This is a genomic window from Rothia dentocariosa ATCC 17931 (genome assembly GCF_000164695.2).
GTDB lineage: Bacteria > Actinomycetota > Actinomycetes > Actinomycetales > Micrococcaceae > Rothia > Rothia dentocariosa.
The window spans coordinates 2119617-2141291 of record NC_014643.1; the positions used below are offsets into that span (position 1 = coordinate 2119617).

Here is a 21675-nt window from a genome sequence, read left to right on the forward strand (position 1 = left end):
GAGTTGATCCTTAAAAATATGAAGTCGTGTGTGGCTGATTATGACGTTCGGTGTCAAAATCGAGGGTAGTGCCGCCCTCGACGCCGCTGGGGTCTTATATATTCTTATATACCTTCCTACCATAGAAAACGCATTATGTAATATATGTGACGTTTTACGGAGACTATCGGGTGTCAGCGTCTTCTAGCGTAACTCACGTAGAATAGATGGGTTGTTAAACTCCTCATTCACTAACTGTTTTGTTGATTCTCGGAAGGGACATGTTGTGATTTCAGTACAGAATTTAGAGCTCCGCGCGGGTGCCCGTCTGTTAATGGAAGATGTAACCTTTCGGGTAGATAATGGCGACAAGATCGGTTTAGTGGGGCGTAATGGGGCCGGGAAAACCACTATGACAAAAGTCTTGGCGGGATTAGCTCTACCAGCAGAAGGTACAGTCACCCGGTCCGGCTCTATCGGATACCTCCCTCAAGACCCCAAAGTCGATGATATGACTCAACTGGCGCGTGACCGTATTCTTTCAGCCCGCGGACTTGACGGAGTAGCCAAGAAAATGCGCCAAGCTCAAGAAGATATGGCGAGTGAAGATGATAGCATACGTACAAAGGGTATGCGGCGCTATGATCGTCTTGAGGCTGAGTTTATTGCTGGCGGCGGCTATGCCGCAGAATCTGAAGCCGCAGTTATAACCTCCAACTTGGATCTGCCTGAACGAGTACTCGCGCAACCTCTTGAGACTCTATCTGGTGGGCAGCGTCGTCGTGTGGAGTTAGCACGTATCTTGTTTTCAGCTGCCGATACGATGCTACTTGATGAACCAACAAACCATTTGGATGCGGACTCCATTTTATGGTTGCGTGAGTTCCTGAAAAATTTTTCGGGTGGTTTGCTGGTTATTAGCCACGATGTTGAGCTTATGGAGTTGGTAGTTAACCGTGTGTTTTATCTTGATGCAAATCGTTGCGTGATTGACCAGTACAACATGAGGTGGAAGAACTATCTGAGCCAGCGTGAGCAAGATGAACATCGTCGTAAGCGTGAGCGTGCTAATGCTCAGAAGAAAGCTCAAGCACTCATGGAACAGGCTAATAAAATGCGGGCAAAGGCAACTAAAGCCGTGGCGGCTCAACAGATGATAAAGCGTGCTGAACGTATGATGCGGGGGCTGGAAGACGAACGCCAAACAGATAAAGTTGCTGCTATCCGCTTTCCTGAACCTGCCCCGTGCGGTAAGACCCCGCTGTCTGCACAGAGTCTTTCAAAATCCTACGGCTCACTTGAAATTTTTACCGATGTTGATCTGGCTATTGACCGTGGTTCTCGTGTTGTCGTATTGGGGCTGAATGGTGCTGGTAAAACTACTTTGCTACGTATTTTAGCTGGCAACACTGCTCCCGACACCGGCGAAGTTGTCTATGGGCATGGAGCTAAGATCGGGTATTTCGCGCAGGAACATGAGATTCTCGATGGTGAGCGAACTGTTTTAGAAAATATGAAATCCGCCGCGCCGGATCTTGACGATACGCGGGTACGCACTATCCTCGGTTCATTCCTTTTTTCTGGTGACGATGTGGAGAAACCAGCAGGTGTACTTTCCGGAGGAGAGAAAACTCGTCTTTCATTAGCAACTTTGGTCGCTTCGAGCGCCAATATACTTCTCTTGGATGAACCGACTAACAACCTTGATCCTGCATCTCGTAAAGAGATTCTGAACGCGCTCAAAGCCTATAAAGGCGCTATCGTTATGGTATCCCACGACGAAGGAGCTGTGGAGGCTCTAAACCCCGAACGTGTTCTTTTGCTTCCGGACGCAGTTGAAGACCTCTGGTCGAAGGAGTATCAGGATCTTATCTCACTTGCCTAGACGCAATCTGCTCTTAGGACAAGGAAAAGGTGTTTACCTAGCATCTGTATGTGATGTAACGCGTGGGAATGCTCCTAACCTTTGTGGGTATAGGTGTGTATGTAAACTGGCGCATAAGTGAAAGTGCTATGAAACTTTGAATATATCCTTAGAGCTTTCGCATATTATGTTGGCTATGTGGGATTTTCTGGCTAGAAGACACCCTCTTTACTTGATTTAATGATATATTGTGTGGGTTTTATAAAAATATAGTGTGTATCTGCCTACATTGTGGGTTTTTGGCTGGAAAACCAATACATGAGCGGGTTAGACTTGAGTTGTTCCCGCAAATGCGAGGATGCAAAAGCACAGATTTTCGACTCTGACGAGCCGGATTAGCGCAGGTAGAGAGATTCTATCTGATCGTAAAAGGAGAACAGCCTTATGCATAACACTGAGTACGAAAAGTACCCCACCTCCGGTGAAGAGAACGTCGAGGTTGACGTCTTCTGGCCCATCCAGGACGCTTAAGTCTTGGCAAGACTGAGGTAAAAAGGTTTTATCTCCCGCTCCTAACCATATGGTTAGGAGCGGGAGATTCTTTGTTTGATGCTCAAGAAATAATAAAGTTATGGAGTGGGTAAGGGCAGAAACCTAAAAGAGCTGCCGTGTACCAAACGATATAACAGGTTAGGCAGAGAATAAGGACCTTTTCCCGGATGCTTCCTGCATCACCTAAAAGTGGGAGTGCCATGTAGCCGCTTTTCTTCCAGAGGGAAGAGGCAACAAGTGGTTTAACCGTAATGGGGTATAGCGGGAGAATACCTCGGGTGGTCAGTGCGTCACCTATAACATGTAAGGTTGCGCCCACTGAAATGGCCCAGGGAAGAAGCTCTAAAGAATGAGTGGTATACGCAGCATAGCCTAGGGCGCAAGCCCCAATCCAACCTCCTGGAGCTCCTAAAATCCGCAAAGCCAGACCTCCTGAGAATGCGGCGAGAGCAAGGGACAACCACGGAATACTTTGGTAAGTGAGTGTACTGCCAAAGTATGCGATAGCCCAGAACGCGATGATCCCTAAAATTGAGTGCGTTCCCTTTCGGTGCCCTCCACTGATAAGGCCTACAATCCGGGCGATCCAACCTGATACAGGAGGTATAGAACGAGCGATAGAACCATTATGGTGATCAATATCTGGTAATACTCCTGCGCCAGCACAGGCAAGGGTTGTAACAATGAGGGTAGGAGTATTAGGGATTTGGATTACACCAAGTTCTGAGAGAACCAACCAGCCAGCGGCAGCGCTGACGGTATGAGAATAACCCATCATGTGTGACGAAACCCCTCGTATTATTTCGAAACTATATATGAGATCTTAGATCCAGTATACAGGGAAAATTCGAAAAAGGTTTCGATTTTTGTGGTGGGTTACTTCCATATTCCTGCAGGAAAGCCTGGCGGTTACGGCCGTTCTAACCTGTCCAGGAAAGCGTCTTCTTCCTCTTCATCGGTCAGACGCGAGTGTTTCTTGGCAGGGCGGGGGCGTACAATAGATTTCATATGAGAAGGCATATCGTCGATCATATCCATCTTGCGAAGCACAACGGTTTCATCCTCATGCCCAATATAACTGCCATCCTCGGCATAGAACTGCCTATAATAGCGTTCTAGCTCCTGGGCTACCTGAGCATCTAATTCATCATTACGAACTTTTTGCCGTGCACTCCAGGCATAAACAGCATAAATAAGAACTGCAAAAGCATACCATTGCATAGAATAGGACAGATTAGGTCCATTATCGAGTTCAGGTTCGGATTTCTGTACAGGCCGTTGCACAGGCGTAGGTTCTTCAGAGTCCAGCAGACCGTAAGCCCCAGCGGCGACAGGTAAATGCGTACGTTCGCCGATTTCCTGAAGGTTGATAGACGCGACTTGGCCTTCGGGAGCATCCTTACCTGTAGCGCTCTCTCCTTGGTGGACTCGCGCCACAACAATAACATCATTTGCTGGTGGCGCAGGGACTTCGGTGCTGGGGCGTGAAGCATCTGAAGAACTCGCCGACATCCAACCCCTATTGATAATGACTATTTCACCAGTATCTGCACGAAAAGGGACCAATACTTCGAACCCATTTTGTCCCTGATAAGGACGGTTGCGTACCAGTAGCTGTTGATCGGTGATATACCGACCACGAAGGGATACAGGGTGCCACTGCGCCCCCGAATCAAAGTCTTGAAAAATTGTAGGATGGTCTTGGAAGCTATAGGGAGTTGCGTGATAATTCTGCACGATTAGTGAGTTGCGCCAATCTAAAGCCTCTTTTCGGCTCATCTGCCAACCAGCTAGATAAACACAGATTATCGAGAAAATAATGCACAGCACGAAAGAGCCTATCCACTTACCCGTGAAGAGAAAACGGTATGCACCCATAGCGAATTCCTCATGCCTTTCGAAGCTGATATGAGCCTATAAAAATAGATGTATATATAGAGACGGTGGTGTACCTGTATTACTTATGGTAGGGGAGAACGCTCGGACAATACAGTGATATGGCGCTTACGTCCCTATCTAACTATGGCTGAAATAGAGTTTATGAAGCTAGGACTTTTGGGGAAACGGTAGGGTCTGTTTCCAAAGCTCCCTCTCCCGTAAATAATTCTCAAGCCATTGAACGTGCTCATGACAAGCCAACCAGATCTTGCGGCGCTCAGGAGTGTGAACCTTCGGGTTATTCCAGAGAATCTGGTACGTTGCCTCGTTGTGGCAGCCTTTACGTGAACAAATATCTAAGCTAGGGGAGGAGCTCCCCGCTAAAGAGCCCAAAAGATCCACTGACACCTCCATCTTTATATTGCGCGTAACGGTATTTATGCCTGTTGAAACTATATTTCAGAAATATCTATGACATCGGTTCGATTATAAGGCGATGAAGAATCCGCATATTGTGCGTAGCAATGAGAGTTCTCAGAGGCGTCGGACTCATTATCTGCAGTAGATGTATTCGACGCTGCTCCTGTTTCTAAAGCTCGCCGATGATGCTCAGGCAAATAGGCAGTAAATCCACTCGATTCCTGTTTTGACTCACCATTCGCAAGTACTACGGCCACCCAAGGCAACAGTACTGCACCTGCGACGCATATCCAGCGCAGGGTACCATCTGTAAATACAGCGCCTACAATACAAACTACACGAATCGCCATTTTGAGGATGTAGTCCCGAGCACGTTTATCTACACGCTCCGATAACGGAGCAGAAGCATTACTGATTTCGTATGTCACTAAAGAGTCTTCAAATCGTTCTGCGACATCAACTGTAGATAAGTAGTAACCATGGGCCGCGAGGTCTTCGGCTGTCCAGTGCTTTTCAGCAGTCATTGACACACCTCCCTCAGAATTACAGTAACGAACTCTCTATGATAGACGTTTTAGCTTCGATTCACATGGTGGTAATTACCTGTACTGATTAGTCTAAACCTTCTATTCCTTATGGTGTTAAGTGTTGCAAGAACAGATGCTCACCACATCATATAGATAACGGGCTAGAATAGGTATGACCAGTAACCCCAAATTTATAGGGAAAATAATGAGTGATAACACCCCCAAGACCGTTCTTGTTACCGGTGGTAATCGTGGTATCGGCTACAAGATCGCGCAGGAGTTTAAGGCATCAGGGCACAATGTTTGTGTGACCTACCGTAGCGGGGAAGCGCCCACAGAGTTCTTTGCTGTTAAAGCTGACGTCCGAGACGCAGACAGCATTAATGAAGCTTTTAAAACTATTGAAGCGGAATACGGTCCTGTAGAAATCCTTGTGGCGAATGCGGGTATTACTCGTGACATGCTGCTTATGCGCATGAAGGACACGGATTTCATGGATGTTATCGATACCAACCTCACTGGTTCTTTTCGTGTAGCACAGCGTGCGATCAAAGGTATGATCAAACTCAAACGAGGCCGTATTATCCTCGTCTCCTCTGTTGTAGGGCTATATGGTTCTCCAGGACAGGTTAACTACTCATCGTCTAAAGCTGCTCTTGTTGGTATGGCTCGTTCCATCACCCGTGAGCTCGGAAGTCGAAATATTACGGCAAATGTTGTAGCACCTGGATTTATTAACACCGATATGACCGATAGCTTGCCTGAGGAAACTAAAGAGAGTTACCTGAAAACTATCCCGGCAGGACGTTTCGCCGACCCTGCTGAGGTAGCACGGGTTATTCGCTGGTTAGCTTCGCCAGAGGCAGATTACATCTCAGGCGCCGTTATCCCTGTAGACGGCGGTCTAGGTATGGGACACTAGGTTCTTCCTATCACATGCCATAAACGTCTTACTTTCAGAAAGCACAGAACCAACAAAGGAAAATGTATGTCACAGCTCGCCGGTAAAACCGTTATTATCACAGGGTCTTCACGAGGTGTAGGTGCAGATACTGCCCAAATCCTAGCGGCTCAAGGGGCAAACATCATAGTTAACTATCGCTCCAAAGCCCCTCGAGCCAATAAGGTCGTCAAAGCTATCGAAGAAGCTGGCGGACACGCGACCGCCGTACAAGCAGACGTAACTAAGCCTGAAGACCTCACAAACCTTGTGAATGTTGCTATCGAAACCTACGGCTCCTTGGATTATCTCATCTTGAATGCATCGGGCGGTATGGAAGCTGGTATGGGTGAAGACTACGCAATGCGTCTCAACCGAGATGCACAGCTTAACCTTGCACGACTTGCAGCTGAAAAAATGCCCAACGGAGGACGCATCGTCTTCGTCACCAGTCACCAGGCACACTTTATCCGCGAAGTTGAAACCCTGGCAGAATACCAGTCGGTTGCAGAGTCCAAACGAGCAGGGGAAGATGCGCTCATCGCCGAAATACCTGCGCTCACTGAGAAAGGAATATCACTTGTCGTCGTATCAGCTGACATGATTGAAGGAACTGTGACTGCAACTTTGCTTAACCGCCTGCATCCTGGGGCTCTCGAATATCGTCGAGAGACAGCAGGTAGGCTCTACACTGTCAACGAGTTTGCCCATGAGGTAGCTGCCATGGTTACCGCAGATATTCAGACTGGACACGTTGAGCTGGTCGGTGGAGCCCGCGGGTTCATCGATTAGAAGTACGTATAGAGCGAAGAAGCAGGACCCCAAAGGGCTTGCGCCTTCCCACATAGGTAGAGATCATATCGTAGAAGAGAATAACCATGAGCACTGTACTTAATCTTCAAAACGTGAGCGTCATGCGCGGCGGTCGCAATATTCTCGATAACGTTTCCTGGACTGTCAATGAAGGCGAACGTTGGGTTGTCTTGGGTCCAAATGGTGCCGGAAAATCAACACTTTTATCGGTCGCAGCGGCGCGTTTGCACCCCACAGTCGGACAAGTAGAGATCTTAGACGAGACTCTCGGCTCCGTGGATGTTTTTGAGCTTCGCCCGCGTATCGGGCTGTCATCGGGAGCAACCGCCACACAGATCCCTGACCGAGAGAAAGTTTCTGATGCTGTCATGACGGCCGCGTATGCTGTTTCAGGACGTTGGAAAGAGGAATACGACGCCCTCGACAGCGATCGCGCCCATGAGCTTCTTCAAGACTGGGGCGTAGACGCTTTGGCAGAGCGTCAATTCGGTTCACTTTCCGATGGCGAGCGCAAACGTACTCTTATCGCACGCGCTCTCATGACCGACCCCGAACTCCTATTACTTGATGAACCTGGGGCCGGTATGGATATCGCTGGACGCGAAGATTTGGTAGAGAGGCTTACAACACTCGCCGTTGATCCTTACGCACCGGCTACTGTACTCATCACACACCATCTTGAAGAAATTCCTGCAGGCTTCACACACGCTCTCATGCTCCGCGACGGTCGTGTGGTAGCATCTGGACCTATCGCTCAGACCATCACAGAAAATAATCTTGCATTAACATACGCGATGGATCTAGCTTTAACGGCCACTTCTACAGGGCGCTACAGCGCTTTTAAACGCTAAGCTTTATCTTGCTCCCACCATACATACGTACGTGGTGGGAGTAAGTTTTGACCCAGTAGTGTCTTTATGAAGAAGAAACAATTATCACCCCAAGAACTGCAAGCACGGGCAGAACGAGTGTACGCAATATCGTCTGTGGTGCCATTAGCTCAAGCGCCTGAACAAACACTTCGTTATTATACCCACCTAACTGATGTGAGATTACGTTCTGCCCTCGAACCTGACTGGGGTATTTATATTGCGGAGTCATCAAAAGTGGTACGGCGTGCTTTACATGCAGGACACCGTCCCCTCTCATTCCTTATGAGCGAGAAATGGGCAGATGATCTTTCCGATGTACTGACGAAGTATAATAATATTCCTGCCTTTGTAGGATCGGAAGAAGAACTTGAACGAATAACTGGCTTTCATCTACATCGCGGAGCTTTAGCAGCAATGGCGCGCCCTGCTCCTCAAACTGTAGAAGATATTATTTACGGAGCTCACCGCGTCGCAATCTTAGAAGATATTGTTGACCACACGAATGTTGGGGCTATATTTCGTTCCGCAGCGGCGCTAGGCGTAGACGCAGTTTTAATTACTCCACGATGCGCTGACCCGCTGTATAGGCGCTCTATCCGCGTTTCTATGGGAACTGTATTTCAAGTACCTTGGGCCAGGATTACCCGCTGGCCAAAAGACCTGGAAATTCTACACGAGCACGGATTTGAAAGTGCCGCACTTGCACTAGATGAGGACTCTCTTACCTTGGGGCAACTTTCAGCACGTCAGGATAAGAAGTTAGCTTTAATCCTAGGAACAGAAGGACACGGACTCTCACCGCATACATTGGCGCAGACAAAACACACGGTTATGATTCCCATGACCCACGGCGTCGATTCTTTGAACGTGGCAGCTGCGTCAGCTGTTGCGTTTTGGGAAACGAGGCTGCGTTCGTAACAACAAGCCCTCTAAGAACCTAGCGTTACCTCTTTAAAGGTGGTATCCTTGGTGGTTGGCTGTGCATTTTAAGCCGGTCTATGGTGCGCTCTGCGTGCATCGTAAAACCTACTCCATCTATTTAGGGTTACTGGCAAAATCCAGTGACAGAAGAAGGTAATTAAGCATGAAGGCAGATATCCACCCGGAGTACCGTCCGGTACTATTCCGTGACCTTGCATCCGGTAAAGTTTTCTTGACTCGTTCCACGATGACTTCGGATAAAACCGAGAAGTGGGAAGACGGTAACGAATACCCCATCGTTGAGGTCGAGATCTCCTCTGAGTCGCATCCGTTCTACACCGGTAAGCAGCGTATCATGGACTCCGCAGGTCGCGTCGAACGCTTCAACGCACGTTTTGCAAACTTTGGTAAGAAAGCGTAAAACGTAGAATGCAATAAAGAACACACCCCGTAATATAGATTAAAAATCTGATACGGGGTGTGTTTTTATTTTCTACCGTTACAATGTGAAGGTAACTCACTTTGTAGCGGTATTCTTATGCGGGTTATGCCGTTATCACATCACTCGAAGGAAACAAACCCATGAGCGAAGCGCTCGCTGAAAAACCCCGTCGAAAGACTCTTAAACGGGTGCTAATTATTCTTGCTATCCTTATTCTTACTCTTATCATCGGAGTGGGGATTTACCTGTGGAGCATTGGGCATACCTGGGACTCCAAGACTCAAAAATTTGATTCCATTACGAATTCACAAGGAGATTTAGACTCTTTAAGAAAAAACCTGGGAGACCCGAATAATGATCCAAATATTGTGGGTCCCGATGGTAAAACGGCAGATTCTCTTGCTAATGACCTTGACAAGAATGGTAACGGAATTCTTGACTCCTTAGAGGGTGGTAAGACGCGTCAGGTCGTAAAAGGCGAAGGAACTAATATTCTTCTTCTTGGTAGCGATCAACGTTCAGGGCAAGAAGCTGCAACAGTTAGTGGGGCTCGGGCAGATACTATTATGCTGATGCACATTCCTAAAAACGGGGAAGGTGTTTATTTAGTTTCTATCATGCGTGATTCGTGGGTAAGCATCCCCGGATATGGAAATGCGAAGGTGAATGCAGCTCTCAACTATGGAGGCATTAGCTTACAAATTGAGACCATTGAACAACTAATTGGTGTCAAGATTGACCATGTAGCAGAAATAGACTTTGATGGGTTTAAAGGGCTTACTAACGCTCTAGGTGGCGTTGATGTTCAAGTTCCTTTTGCTTTCCAAACAGGCGTTTGGAACTTTACACCGGGTACCATGCATATGGATGGCAGCACTGCTTTAGCGTTTGTGCGTGAGCGGTATTCTTTTGCATCGGGTGATTATCAGCGTGTACGTAATCAACGTGCATATTTACGTGGACTCTATACGACCATCCAAAAACAGGGGTTTTTGGGTAACATCACTAATTTTAAGAATATGGTGGATGCCTTTAGCGGCTACGTCAAGGTTGATAGTGGTTTAGGCTCTGGTGAGATTCTTCGGATTGCGGCACCTGTCATTAATGGTGGTTCGGCTGCTTTACATATGACGACGCTTCCTAACGCAGGCCCTGGCTGGTCTTATGACGGTCAATCAATCATTATTATTAATCAGCCTGCTGTTGATTCGTTGACGGAGGCTTTGAAAGCTGATCGTATGCAGGATTTTATGAATACTTATGGGTCTGACTAGGTATGTCTATATACGGGTCTATAGATCCTGCAGATAAAATTTGGGGTAGTCAGCACAGTATCTGACGTGCTGACTACCCCAAATTTTATCCGTATAACGCTATTAATGTTGCACGTGTGTTCTAGCTGGTATAGGAGTTACGGTAACAGTCTGGGATGCATGTTCTTCAGCAGCCAGTCTGAGTAACCGACGACCAAAATACAGAGCGACCGAGTAGAGAGCTCCGCCCATAATTGCTATGAGGACTCCAAGAAGAACACGCCAAATTGCAATTGCTAAGCCAACTATAAGAAGGGTTATACCTATAATTTTGACGAGGGTAAGCAGACGCGTGTGTTCTTCAGGAAGATCATCGAAAGATACGGGTTTAGCTGCTTTCTCTGGGATAACTTCGTGTGCCGTGATCGCCTCGCTGACTCCGTTTTTTCCTGCAACAGAGGTGATAAATCCGCGAATCTTCTGAGGAAGAATATGCTTCCCTTGAGTGTTTTCCGCTTCAGCTGGGACAAAAGCATCAGGAACCTCATACTTCTTGGCCTCAGGTAGGAGCTCAGGTACATCGTTGGGTAAATCTTTGTACCACTGTTCTGGGATATTCTCTGACCGCACCGCCTGAATAGTTAATGAAAGCTCGAGCCTGTTACCACGTATCGTGCCCCAGACATTGGTGAGTTTGTCATGTTTCGCAGCATGTTCAATGACAGGAATAAACTGTTCTGATATTTGGGAGCTTAAACGCCCTACATGAGTATCCTCATGGAAAACTTCTACCGAATTGGCCATGTGCCCATCTGGGTTTTTAACCTGTTGTACTTCAAGTCTTAAAATTACCCGTCCTTCACCTGTTGGCGGCAAAATACTGTGAAGATATTCAGCATGTCCATTCTCGTCAAGCACCTTGATTGAAGGACCTTGAGGAAGAATAGCTGCTCGCGCTGAGGCATGGTTGAGAGGAAACAGCAAGGTTGGTGACGACAGAAAGAGTTTTCCTACACTTTTAATGTGCGGTCCGCTATCAGCCCGTAGAGCAATAGCATTGAGTTGCAGCTGTGCTGTAGGAGAGAAACCGGAAGCAACAACGCGGGTAATCGCGTTCCAATAGTTTGCAGAATCGTCACGATTTAAACGTCCCACTTTATGATCCCCAACGTATACAGCAATGCTGTTTGCCTCGTAGGGGTTATCAGGTTCTGGAACAAGGCGAGCCTTGCCTTGCCAGGACTGTTCACGGTTGACATGGAGCTCTTGAAAGACTTGTAGAGTCTCAGCCTCATAGTAGTTGTCGGTGACAATTGTGAGGGTTCCACGGTCGCCGAGAGCATAATCGACCAAAGCAAACTCCTTAGGTGGTGATGAATATGTTCTAATTCTCTCACGTTTTTGGGAATAACTAGTACCCTACACGTAAAGTAACTTTTGGGTGACGTTTAAGGAATTGATGAATGTGGTCAAAATCTGCTTCACGTTAATGAAACCTATAGATAGGCTACAGCCCAGTACAGCGGCGTGAAGAAGAGATACTGTACCAGGCTGTAATGCCTAGAAAGTGCTAGTCGGATAAAGAACTATTGAATTGCTGACCGATCATATTCCGATGCGCATTATCTTGTGCCTCCAAAATGAGCCGACGTAGTGCGGAGGGGGCTGATGGATTCTTGCGTAACCATTCTTGGGCTAGAGCAACTGAAGGATTATCGCTAACCCCGGTTCCTTCAGCGGATCCGTAATTGTAGAGCGAACGGGGGTATAAACCGCGAACTATACGAGTGGCCATACCAATGGAACGGGTGTCCCACATTGATAGGAGCGAATCGAAGAAAGGCTTATAGTAAGGAGTTCGCAGCCCAACATCCCCTCGCAAGAAACCATTTGCTGTTGAGGTCAAGGCGTCGTTGGATAATGAAGAATCTTCCATGATGCGTTTATAAGCGGCTGCTTTGTGGTCGGCATCAGGAATAGCCGCTATCGCATATGCGTAGCCATTCTTTGAGATTGATGACGGATTATACTGTGCAGCTCGGTCTAAATCAGCAACAGTAACAAGGTTACGCCCCGCCAGGGTACCCAAAGCACTCCACCCAAGATTCTGATCGTAGGGGATACCAGTCGCATCGGCAATATCTCCCACAGTATCTTCAAAAGCCCCTCGGGCGATATCGCGGCAGAGATCTTCACCTTGAGTTGAGTAGGAAGAAATAGAGATAAGCCCCCGAAGCAATATGAGCTGCGTATCGGAGCCAGGTTTGGCGGCAGCGAGCGCTTTCGAGAAAGACTCATAGAGAGCATCATACAAAGGCTGTCGAGACTTGGGGGCACCAAAATTAGTAATAGCGTTTTGGCTGTTTGACACCATACTTCCCAAAAGAGATGCACTGCTCTCACGGGATACGTTCCGTACTACCGCGTCTACGAAAGTGGCAACGGGAAGTCTGGCATCGCGCACGCTTTCCCAGAGAGACCCCCAGATAAGACCGCGAGAAAGAGATGATTCAAGAGTGGATACTCCTGCAATTGCCGCTTGAAGACCATCCTCATCGGTGAGCATGATTTTTGCGTAGGTGTGGTCTTCTGCATTGAGCATAAGTAAGTCAGCTTCACCTACAGTCTTCTTATGCTCTTGGGGCAAAGAGACACGATACTCTGCGATAGGATCGGCAGGGTATTCAAGGGAGAGAGTGCCTGTTGAGACAAGTTTTCCTTCTTGAAGGATAAAAGTTTCAAGCTTTACCACATGCGGGCGACCGATACCGGCTGGCTGAGTGTCGGGTAGCTGCTGAGTGAGGTACAAATCCTGGAGCTTACCATCTTCGCGGTAAACACGTCGAGTACCGAGGGTAGATAGACCAGAAGTCTGTAACCACGCTTGAGACCAGGTCTGCATATCGCGTCCTGAAACCTCATTAAGTACATCAAGGAAGTCCTGAAGCGAGGTGTTCCCCCAAGCAAAACGTTTGAAATAGACGCGTGCCGCTTCGATGAAGGTATCAAAGCCTACATAGGAAACAAGCTGCTTCAAGGTAGAGGCACCCTTGGCGTAAGTTATGCCATCGAAATTTTGGGCTGCGGCTTCCAAATGAGGTATATCCGCGACAATGGGATGCGTCGTAGGAAGCTGATCTTGCAGATATGCCCAAGATTTACGGTGATTCGCGAATGTTACCCAAGCATCGTTAAAACCATTAGCTTCGATAGCACCTAGAGCACCCATGAAATCAGCAAATGACTCTTTAAGCCAGAGATCATCCCACCATTTCATAGTGACAAGATCTCCAAACCACATATGTGCCATCTCATGACAGATAGTGTTTGCGCGACCTTCAAGATCATCTTCGGTAGCACCAGAGACAAAAATGAAATCCTCAGTGAATGTTACGAGACCGGGGTTCTCCATCGCGCCGATATTATATTCGGGGACGAACGCCTGTTCGTACTTCGGGTAAGGGTAGGGATAGTCAAAGAGATCCTGGAAGAAATCTAAGCCGTTCTTAGTGACTCGGAAGATATTATCGTAGTCAAAATGGGGCTTTAGAGAATGGCGGCAGTACGCCACTAAAGGAATATCGCCGCTGTTAGTAATACTCTGGGGTTTATAGGTATCGGTGACTGTGAAGTATTCACCTGCTAACACTGCGGTAATGTAGGTAGAAATTCGCTCGGTAGGAGCAAAAACGCGCTTAACGATATTTGAATCAGTCGGGTCGGACACCTCAGATTCTAGAACCCCGTTCGAGCTGACAACCCAGTCTCGTGGGGCTGTGATTCGGAAATTAAAAACAGCTTTCAGATCGGGTTGCTCAAAGTTGGGGAATACACGACGGCAATCGGCGGGCTCATATTGGGTGTAAAGATATATACGTCCATCCGAAGGATCAATATAGCGGTGCAGACCTTCTCCCGACCGTGAATAGTATGAACGCCCGTGAACAGTAAGTTCGTTTTCCTCGGCAAGCTCGGGCAGCATGATGCGTGAGCCATCAACAACCTTGTTGAGGTCAAGCTGCGCGCCATTAAGCCTAACAGAATCGATAGAGTGGTGAATATAATCAATGAAAGTCTGGGTACCAGGCTTATGGGATTTAAACTTAACGGTTGTAACTGTAGGGTATGTCTCGAAATTTTCATCCTTGGCATGGGTCAAATCAAGGTGAACATGATATGAGTCTACGGTAATGAGCGCTGACCGTTCTGCAGCTTCTTCGCGTGAGAGGTTCTCGTTATTCATAGTTTCTATTCTAAACTCTCACATGCAGTACTTCATGGACGTGACCCGAACACTGTACTGTATGTTACTAGAAAGGAACATGGGGAGTACTAAATGTTTAAAAGTGACGGATAACACGTTATATAGATTTGCCTGCTTGTACTTGCCAACCGTATAGTATTACTTGTTGCTTTGAGCAGGCAAAGCCCTCTCAAAGGTAACCTGCGCGGGTGGCGGAATAGGCAGACGCGCTAGCTTGAGGTGCTAGTCCTCGTATTAGAGGGTGGGGGTTCAAGTCCCCCCTCGCGCACATTATAAAGGGTCTCTGATAAACATCAGAGGCCCTTTTCTATTTCACTTTTCCGCAAATAATTGAGCGCCCTATACTCTGACAGACAGAATATAAGGCGCTCGCGACTTGCCTGTAAGGCTACAAGAAAGTTACCTAGGGCAAAAGCTGCGGATCGGTAGTGACGAGGATCTTTACGGCAGTCTCGTTGTGGTTAATCAATGTATCAAATCCCTTGTCAATGAGGTCTTCAAGAGGAATCCTGCCAGTAATGAACGGCTTGAGGTTAATCTTGCCTGACTCTACAAGCTTGATAGTTTCCGGGTGGCTGTTCACATATGCAATGGTTCCTCGAATATCAAGCTCCTTAAGCACGACCTTCTGAACATCCAACGATGCTGGTTTACCCCAGATTGATACGATCACGGCTTTACCGGTAGGCTTGAGTGCATCCAGAATGAGGTCTAGTGCAGGCTGTACAGAGGTGCATTCAAAGGCTACGTCTACACCCTTATCATCGGTCAGCTTATGAATTTCTGCTAGGACATCAACCTCAGCAGGGGAGAAGGCATAGTCTGCAACTCCAGAATCCAATGCTTTCTGACGGCGTAGCGAGGACAGCTCAGAGATAATGACCTTCGCCCCCTTAGCTTTAAGTACGGCGGAGGTAAGCAGGCCAATGGGGCCAGCACCAGTAACTAGCGCAAAGTCACCGTCTTTGATTTCTCCGGCGCGCTCAACTGCATGATAACCGACACTCAAAGGCTCAATCAGTGCAGCTTCATCTAACGGAAGGTCTTTAGAGATCTTGTGAACCCAACGGCGTTTTACAGATACCTTCTCTGATAGTCCGCCTCCACGGCCAGCAAGACCAATAAAGTTCATGTTCTTAGAAAGATGATAGGTCTTTGAATCTGGGCCGACATCTACAGAGTCTGCAATAATGTATGGCTCAACCACAACATGATCTCCGACTTCAAGATCGGAAATGCCTTCGCCTAAAGCTTCTACGATGCCTGAGAATTCGTGACCAAGGGTTACAGGAGAATCTTCTCCTGAGATTGGATGCGGATGCCCATGTTTAGGGCAGAAAATAGGCCCATCAAGATACTCGTGCAAATCAGTGCCACAGATACCACACCATGCTACTTTGACCAACACTTCACCGGGTTGTACTTCGGGGGCGGGTATGTCCTCAATGCGAATGTCATTACGGTCGTAAAAACGAGCTGCCTTCATGGGATAGACTCCTTTACCTTTGAGGCTCTATATGATGCGCCTAGTGCTGAATGCTCTGTTGTTATCACGCAAACCGACCTGTTACAGCACTAGATTAGTTAAGCGCAGGCTCAATAGCCTACATCTATAACGCTACTCTTCCATGCCAATGTTTACTAGGAAACATAGAAAAAATACTTTATATGACATAAACGTGTAGTTTCAGCCCAAATATCGTATAAACCCACCAAAATTACCAAACTGTAGCCCACTACCAGACAATGTACGAAAACTATTCATCGCAATAGTATTCTAGCTGTGAGTTCCTCTAGATGTGTTTGGGCTTGGGAGGCTCCCTGCCCCCCCCCCCAGAAATAAGGGTTAAATTATGTGATATTAATCAAAAAGTCATAAAGCCCTTATATGGCTTCTTGGGAGAAAAATATGGTCTTCTAGTAAAAACTCACATAAAAAATCGTGAAAAGAGCAACTAAACCAACATAAACCCCAAAGAACAAGGCATAATAGATAATGGGAACTTCAGAAGACACTCCGTGCTTCTGCCCACATATCAGACAAATCAACAACCCCAAGACAGGGCGGCGACCCAATGAACAACGTAAAATCTACCACTAAACTCGGCATCATCGGCGCAGGCGGTGTCGGATCTGCAACCGCATACGCAGCAACCCTACGTGGCTCTGCAAATGAAATCGTCCTTTACGACATTGACGGCAAACGAGCACACGCTGAAGCCCTCGATATCGCCCACGGTTCTATGTTCGCCCATGAAGCGCAGCTCACCGGCGGAGACGACCTCGAAATCCTGCGTGACTGCGACATGATCATCATTACCGCAGGTGCCCGCCAAGAGCCCGGGCAGCCCCGCCTCGAACTCGCAGGAGCAAACGTACGCATCCTCGAAAAATTACTGCCAAACCTCATGGAAATGTCACCCAACGCAATTTACATGCTGGTTACCAATCCCTGCGACGTACTCACTGTTGTCGCCCAGAAGATCACCGGGCTACCCTCACACCGAGTACTATCCTCCGGTACCGTACTCGATTCTTCTCGACTGCGCTGGCTCGTCGCCAGCAAAGCTGGAGTCTCCATCAAGAGCGTTCACGCAAATATTATTGGCGAACACGGGGACTCGGAGTTCCCTGTCTGGTCGGCAGCTAACATCGGCATGGTACCCCTCATTGACTGGGAATACAACGGCACCAAAGTATTTACTGAAGAAGTACGTGCAGAACTAGCGCACGAAGCGATGCGCGCAGCCTATAAAGTCATTGAAGGTAAAGGATCCACCAACTACGCCATCGGTGTTTCCGCGGCACGAATTGCAGAAGGCTTCCTCCGAGATCAGAATGCCGTACTGCCAATCTCCACCATTGCAGCAGGCGAACTCTACGGCTTCAAAGACGTAGCACTGTCCCTACCCTCCGTCGTAAACTACGAAGGCGTACAGCGAGTCCTCAGCGTTCCCATGAACGACGAAGAACACAATAAGCTACGCACCTCCGCAGAAGCAATCCGCGCATCCCTGGAAACCCTAGGATTCTAAAGAACATTCCTAAAACACCCTTCTAAACGCGTGCCCAAACACACTGGGTACGCGTTTGTCATACCTTCACAATATGACACTCTCCAACCACAATAGCCATAAAAGATAGTAGACTAGACACATGAGCACTGACCCCCGCACCGAACTCACTCGTCTACTGGACGCCCTCGAAACACACCTTGACGCCGTCGCCCGCCGCACCCGCGAACACGACCCCGTAATCGACGAAGCCTATGTCGAAATTGCAAACGCTTTCGAAGCCTACGAAAACGCCCTCTTCGAAGTACATAACGAAGTAACACCCCTTAGCGTCTACGGAGATGACGACGAAAACTTCGACGAATTCCTCACCGACACCGACGACGAAGACGACGATATCGAATACGAAAAAAACTAACCACACAACCAAACCCTCAGGCCCCGCATCCTAGCCACCCGCCAGAATGCGGGGTTTCTCTTCACACACCACAAACATAAAACCATGAGCACCCCAAAACACCTCCGAGACCACGCCCTCATCCTCCGCACCCAAAACCTAGGCGAAGCAGACCGCATCATCATCATGCTCACCCAAAACAACGGAGTCATCCACGCCGTTGCCAAATCAATCCGCAAACCAAACTCAAAATTCGGTGCTCGGCTAGAACCCTATATGCACACCGACATATCCCTCACCCGAGGCAAAACAAACCTCCACACCATATCCCAAACCGCAACCATACATGCCTATACAGTGACTCTCATGGGTAACTACAACGCCTACACCGCCGCAAACACCATCGCTGAAATCGCAGAGACACTCAACACCAACAGTACCCCCCACGACACCAACCCACACTACCACCTCACTCACGGGGCAATCGCCACACTAGCTCATAACAAACACACACCACAGCGCATCCTCACAAGCTATATCTTACGTGCCATGAAACTCGCAGGCTGGCTCATCTTCACTGACACCTGCACATACTGCAATCAACCCATCACCACTGGGTACCACCCAGCAGGTACACATGGCATAACAGGAACCCTCTGCAAAACTTGCGCCCACCAAAATGACACCCCTACAACACCCATAACACCCACCGAATATAACTATATACAAGCCCTCTATAAAGGGAACTGGGACACCATAGACAACGCCTCACCTCTCGCGGCACGCAAAATACTCAACCTCACCCTACACACCACCCAAAACTACCTCGAAACCCCCCTCAAGACCCTCACCTACCTCGAACTAGAAACCTAAAAACACCATCAAACACGGTAAAATACTGTAGTAACACACCATCAACCCGGAAAGAATCCCATGCCACAAAAACCACCGGCACACCCCTCCGGAACAACCCCACCCCCCATACCCAAAAAATTCATCCCTCAACACGTTGCCGTTGTCATGGATGGCAATGGACGCTGGGCCAACGAACGCGGACTCCCACGCAACGAAGGACATCGAGCAGGCGAAGCAGCCCTCCTCGACATCGTTGCAGGAGCCATAGAAATGGGCATACCCTATATCAGCGCCTATGCCTTCTCCACAGAAAACTGGAAACGCTCACCCAGCGAAGTATCCTTCATCATGCGTTTCTCCACCGAAGTCCTCAACCGGCAACTCGAAACCCTCAAATCCTGGGGAGTACGTATCCGCTGGGCAGGACGCCGCCCCAAACTCTGGAAAAACGTCATCTCACAACTCGAACAATGCGAACGCGAAACTATCAATAACACCACCTGCACCCTCACTATGTGCGTCAACTATGGAGGACGCGCAGAAATCGCAGACGCAGCCGCAACTATTGCACAAGACGTACAAGCAGGCATCCTCAACCCCTCCTCTATCACAGAAAAAACTTTCCAAAAATACCTCGACGAACCAGACCTACCAGACGTCGACCTCTTCCTCCGATCATCAGGCGAACAACGAATATCCAACTTCCTCCTCTGGCAAAGCGCCTACGCCGAATTCGTCTTCATGAACGTACTCTGGCCAGATGTAGACCGCCTAACCCTCTATAAAGCTGTCGAAGAATACGCCAGCCGCGACCGCCGCTACGGAGGCGCCACCGACAAAATCCCCAGCCCCAAAAACTAACACCACACCACAAGGAGCAAACGATGCGACTATACCCAACCTTCTTCAAAATCTTCTTCGCAGGCATGGATCCCGAAAAAGCACACCACATCGGCTTCTGGGGAGTACAAACCCTTAAAAACCTAGGCATTACTCGCATCCTCAAAAGCTACCTTCAACCCAATCCCAGCCTCCGCACCACAGCCATGGGACTCACCTTCCCTTCACCCTTCGGACTAGCCGCAGGCTTCGACAAAGGCGGGAAAGGTATCGCAGCCCTTGCAGGACTAGGATTCGGACACGTCGAAATCGGCACCATCACCGGACAAGCACAACCTGGTAACCCACAACCACGTTTATTCCGCCTCATCGAAGATAAAGCAGTCATTAATCGTATGGGATTCAACAACGACGGTGCCGCAGCCGCAGGACCCCGAGTCGCATCAGCTCGTGCCGATCTAGAAACCGAATACCGTCCCGAGAAGCGCCCCATTATCGGCGTCAACATCGGAAAAACAAAGATTGTAGAACTAGAAAACGCCATAGAAGACTACCTAATCTCAACACGTACCCTAGCCCCACAAGCAGACTACCTCGTCGTCAACGTAAGCTCACCCAACACCCCAGGACTACGTACACTGCAATCCATCGCAACACTCCGCCCACTCCTACAAGCCGTACGAGAAGAAGCAAACCGAGTCTCACCCCACCGCCATGTGCCTCTCACCGTTAAAATTGCTCCAGACCTTGTAGACGAAGACATAACAGCTGTCGCTCGCCTAGCCCAAGAACTAAAGCTTGACGGGATCATCGCAACTAACACCACAATCGCACGCGAAGGCTTAGGACTCCACACCACCAAAGAAAAAATTAACGCTATAGGCGCAGGAGGACTCTCAGGAGAACCACTTAAAACCCGATCACTCGAAGTCCTACACCTCCTCAAGAAAGAAATAGGCAACAAACTAGCCCTCATCTCCGTCGGAGGAGTAACCAACGCCCAAGACGTACAAGAACGACTAGACGCAGGCGCAGACCTCGTCCAAGGATATACCGCCTTCCTCTACGAAGGCCCCTTATGGGCCGCCCACATCAACCGAGGACTCTACAAAATCCGTCGCTCGCGCCAAAAATAAACCTCACAAAAAGGGTGAGAAACCAAACACGGTTTCCCACCCCCAGAAATCATTAAAGACACAGTATCTATTTTGGATACTCCCCATACTTAACAAGAGGATAAGGTCGCCGCATCCGGCGAATCATCATCACACGGTTGAATGCATACATACCACTACCACGCTGTACCTCGCCAAACTTAGCAATAACCATCTGTTTAAGCTTGCGCCACATCAACCAGTAATCAATAACCCACAACAGCATCAGAGCATACATGCCATACATAGTCCCGTAGTAGACAGGAGCAGCAGCTACGCCAAAACCGCTCACGACCCACGACGCAACAAGAAAAACAATGAGCAAAATAAGCATTATATCGCCCAGATTCCGGCGAGCATCAATATAGTCGCGAATGTACCGCCGCTGAGGCCCCTTATCCACTATCGGCAGATACTTCTCATCGCCAGTACGCATAGCCTCCCGCTGCCGTGCCCTAAGCTCAGCAGCAGCCTCACGATCAGCAGTCTTCGCCGCGCCACGATCAGCACCGACTATAGGCCTCCTTCGCGCCGCAACCTGCTCTTTACGAGACGGTGTAGGACGCCCTTTCTTCGGCGTGAACTTAGAGTTCTCAGGAACCTCATGCTGTTTCTCTTCTTCAGGCTCGACAGCAGCCTCCTGCGGAGCCTTACCTTTTTTACGACCAAACACCCTACTAGAATAACCAA

At 48.5% G+C, this 21675-nt stretch carries 20 protein-coding genes and 1 tRNA gene; 13 read left to right on the top strand and 8 right to left on the bottom strand.

Features of this window, described 5'->3' with window-relative positions; translation table 11 throughout:
• Positions 1 to 265: 265 nt before the first annotated feature.
• Positions 266 to 1864 carry a ribosomal protection-like ABC-F family protein gene (gene abc-f / locus HMPREF0733_RS09095; RefSeq protein ID WP_041321781.1) on the top strand — a complete coding sequence of 533 codons (1599 nt, stop codon included), beginning with the start codon at positions 266 to 268 and terminating at the stop codon, positions 1862 to 1864.
• 592 nt (positions 1865 to 2456) lie between these two features.
• On the opposite strand, the gene HMPREF0733_RS09100 is transcribed toward abc-f, so the two are convergent.
• From HMPREF0733_RS09100 to HMPREF0733_RS10805, 4 genes are all read right to left on the bottom strand, one after another.
• Positions 2457 to 3173 carry a metal-dependent hydrolase gene (locus HMPREF0733_RS09100; protein ID WP_041321782.1) on the bottom strand — a complete coding sequence of 239 codons (717 nt, stop codon included), beginning with the start codon at positions 3171 to 3173 and terminating at the stop codon, positions 2457 to 2459.
• A gap of 131 nt (positions 3174 to 3304) precedes the next feature.
• Positions 3305 to 4273 carry an SURF1 family cytochrome oxidase biogenesis protein gene (locus HMPREF0733_RS09105; protein WP_013399045.1) on the bottom strand — a complete coding sequence of 323 codons (969 nt, stop codon included), beginning with the start codon at positions 4271 to 4273 and terminating at the stop codon, positions 3305 to 3307.
• Between the two features lie 168 nt (positions 4274 to 4441).
• On the bottom strand, positions 4442 to 4675 hold the full coding sequence (locus HMPREF0733_RS11470) for an acetone carboxylase (protein ID WP_080513836.1): 234 nt from the start codon (positions 4673 to 4675) through the stop codon (positions 4442 to 4444).
• 50 nt (positions 4676 to 4725) lie between these two features.
• Positions 4726 to 5217, bottom strand: coding sequence for a DUF3099 domain-containing protein (locus HMPREF0733_RS10805; RefSeq protein WP_013399047.1), 492 nt, complete (start codon positions 5215 to 5217; stop codon positions 4726 to 4728).
• A 208-nt stretch (positions 5218 to 5425) separates the two neighbouring features.
• Here HMPREF0733_RS10805 and HMPREF0733_RS09115 point away from each other — a divergent pair, with 208 nt between their 5' ends.
• The 6 genes from HMPREF0733_RS09115 (at position 5426) to HMPREF0733_RS09140 (ending at position 10482) form a co-directional block, all read left to right on the top strand.
• Positions 5426 to 6142 carry a beta-ketoacyl-ACP reductase gene (locus HMPREF0733_RS09115; protein ID WP_041321784.1) on the top strand — a complete coding sequence of 239 codons (717 nt, stop codon included), beginning with the start codon at positions 5426 to 5428 and terminating at the stop codon, positions 6140 to 6142.
• Between the two features lie 66 nt (positions 6143 to 6208).
• On the top strand, positions 6209 to 6952 hold the full coding sequence (locus HMPREF0733_RS09120; RefSeq protein WP_004004640.1) for an SDR family oxidoreductase: 744 nt from the start codon (positions 6209 to 6211) through the stop codon (positions 6950 to 6952).
• 86 nt (positions 6953 to 7038) lie between these two features.
• Positions 7039 to 7824, top strand: a complete 786-nt coding sequence (locus HMPREF0733_RS09125; protein WP_004004641.1) for an ABC transporter ATP-binding protein — start codon at positions 7039 to 7041, stop codon at positions 7822 to 7824.
• A gap of 66 nt (positions 7825 to 7890) precedes the next feature.
• The gene (locus HMPREF0733_RS09130) at positions 7891 to 8763 is read left to right on the top strand and encodes a TrmH family RNA methyltransferase (RefSeq protein WP_013399049.1); all 873 of its coding nucleotides are present in this window, start codon (positions 7891 to 7893) and stop codon (positions 8761 to 8763) included.
• Positions 8764 to 8929: 166 nt separating this feature from the next.
• Positions 8930 to 9187: a type B 50S ribosomal protein L31 gene (locus HMPREF0733_RS09135; protein ID WP_004004643.1), complete on the top strand. Its 258-nt coding sequence runs from the start codon at positions 8930 to 8932 to the stop codon at positions 9185 to 9187.
• Positions 9188 to 9348: 161 nt separating this feature from the next.
• On the top strand, positions 9349 to 10482 hold the full coding sequence (locus tag HMPREF0733_RS09140) for an LCP family protein (protein WP_004004644.1): 1134 nt from the start codon (positions 9349 to 9351) through the stop codon (positions 10480 to 10482).
• 102 nt (positions 10483 to 10584) lie between these two features.
• Here HMPREF0733_RS09140 and HMPREF0733_RS09145 read toward each other — a convergent pair whose 3' ends face one another.
• Together HMPREF0733_RS09145 and pepN are read right to left on the bottom strand one after the other, a co-directional pair.
• Positions 10585 to 11814 carry an HIRAN domain-containing protein gene (locus HMPREF0733_RS09145; RefSeq protein WP_013399050.1) on the bottom strand — a complete coding sequence of 410 codons (1230 nt, stop codon included), beginning with the start codon at positions 11812 to 11814 and terminating at the stop codon, positions 10585 to 10587.
• A gap of 217 nt (positions 11815 to 12031) precedes the next feature.
• Positions 12032 to 14704: an aminopeptidase N gene (gene pepN / locus HMPREF0733_RS09150; protein ID WP_013399051.1), complete on the bottom strand. Its 2673-nt coding sequence runs from the start codon at positions 14702 to 14704 to the stop codon at positions 12032 to 12034.
• A 203-nt stretch (positions 14705 to 14907) separates the two neighbouring features.
• On the opposite strand from pepN, the gene HMPREF0733_RS09155 reads away from it, so the two are divergent.
• Positions 14908 to 14993 (top strand) — tRNA-Leu (locus tag HMPREF0733_RS09155).
• A gap of 135 nt (positions 14994 to 15128) precedes the next feature.
• Here HMPREF0733_RS09155 and HMPREF0733_RS09160 read toward each other — a convergent pair.
• On the bottom strand, positions 15129 to 16211 hold the full coding sequence (locus HMPREF0733_RS09160; protein WP_013399052.1) for a 2,3-butanediol dehydrogenase: 1083 nt from the start codon (positions 16209 to 16211) through the stop codon (positions 15129 to 15131).
• Positions 16212 to 16800: 589 nt separating this feature from the next.
• On the opposite strand from HMPREF0733_RS09160, the gene HMPREF0733_RS09165 reads away from it, so the two are divergent.
• The 5 genes from HMPREF0733_RS09165 to HMPREF0733_RS09185 all read left to right on the top strand — a co-directional run bounded on the left by HMPREF0733_RS09165 (position 16801) and on the right by HMPREF0733_RS09185 (position 20967).
• Positions 16801 to 17760: an L-lactate dehydrogenase gene (locus HMPREF0733_RS09165; protein ID WP_013399053.1), complete on the top strand. Its 960-nt coding sequence runs from the start codon at positions 16801 to 16803 to the stop codon at positions 17758 to 17760.
• A 121-nt stretch (positions 17761 to 17881) separates the two neighbouring features.
• Positions 17882 to 18157 carry a hypothetical protein gene (locus HMPREF0733_RS09170; RefSeq protein WP_013399054.1) on the top strand — a complete coding sequence of 92 codons (276 nt, stop codon included), beginning with the start codon at positions 17882 to 17884 and terminating at the stop codon, positions 18155 to 18157.
• An 84-nt stretch (positions 18158 to 18241) separates the two neighbouring features.
• Positions 18242 to 19009: a DNA repair protein RecO gene (recO, locus tag HMPREF0733_RS09175; protein WP_013399055.1), complete on the top strand. Its 768-nt coding sequence runs from the start codon at positions 18242 to 18244 to the stop codon at positions 19007 to 19009.
• A gap of 60 nt (positions 19010 to 19069) precedes the next feature.
• A complete protein-coding gene (locus HMPREF0733_RS09180; RefSeq protein ID WP_049775447.1) occupies positions 19070 to 19852 on the top strand; it encodes an isoprenyl transferase in 783 nt (260 codons plus the stop codon).
• Between the two features lie 23 nt (positions 19853 to 19875).
• On the top strand, positions 19876 to 20967 hold the full coding sequence (locus HMPREF0733_RS09185; protein WP_013399057.1) for a quinone-dependent dihydroorotate dehydrogenase: 1092 nt from the start codon (positions 19876 to 19878) through the stop codon (positions 20965 to 20967).
• Between the two features lie 67 nt (positions 20968 to 21034).
• On the opposite strand, the gene HMPREF0733_RS09190 is transcribed toward HMPREF0733_RS09185, so the two are convergent.
• Entirely contained in the window at positions 21035 to 21658 is a 624-nt protein-coding gene (locus tag HMPREF0733_RS09190; RefSeq protein WP_004004653.1) for a DUF3043 domain-containing protein, read from the bottom strand.
• Positions 21659 to 21675: the final 17 nt, after the last annotated feature.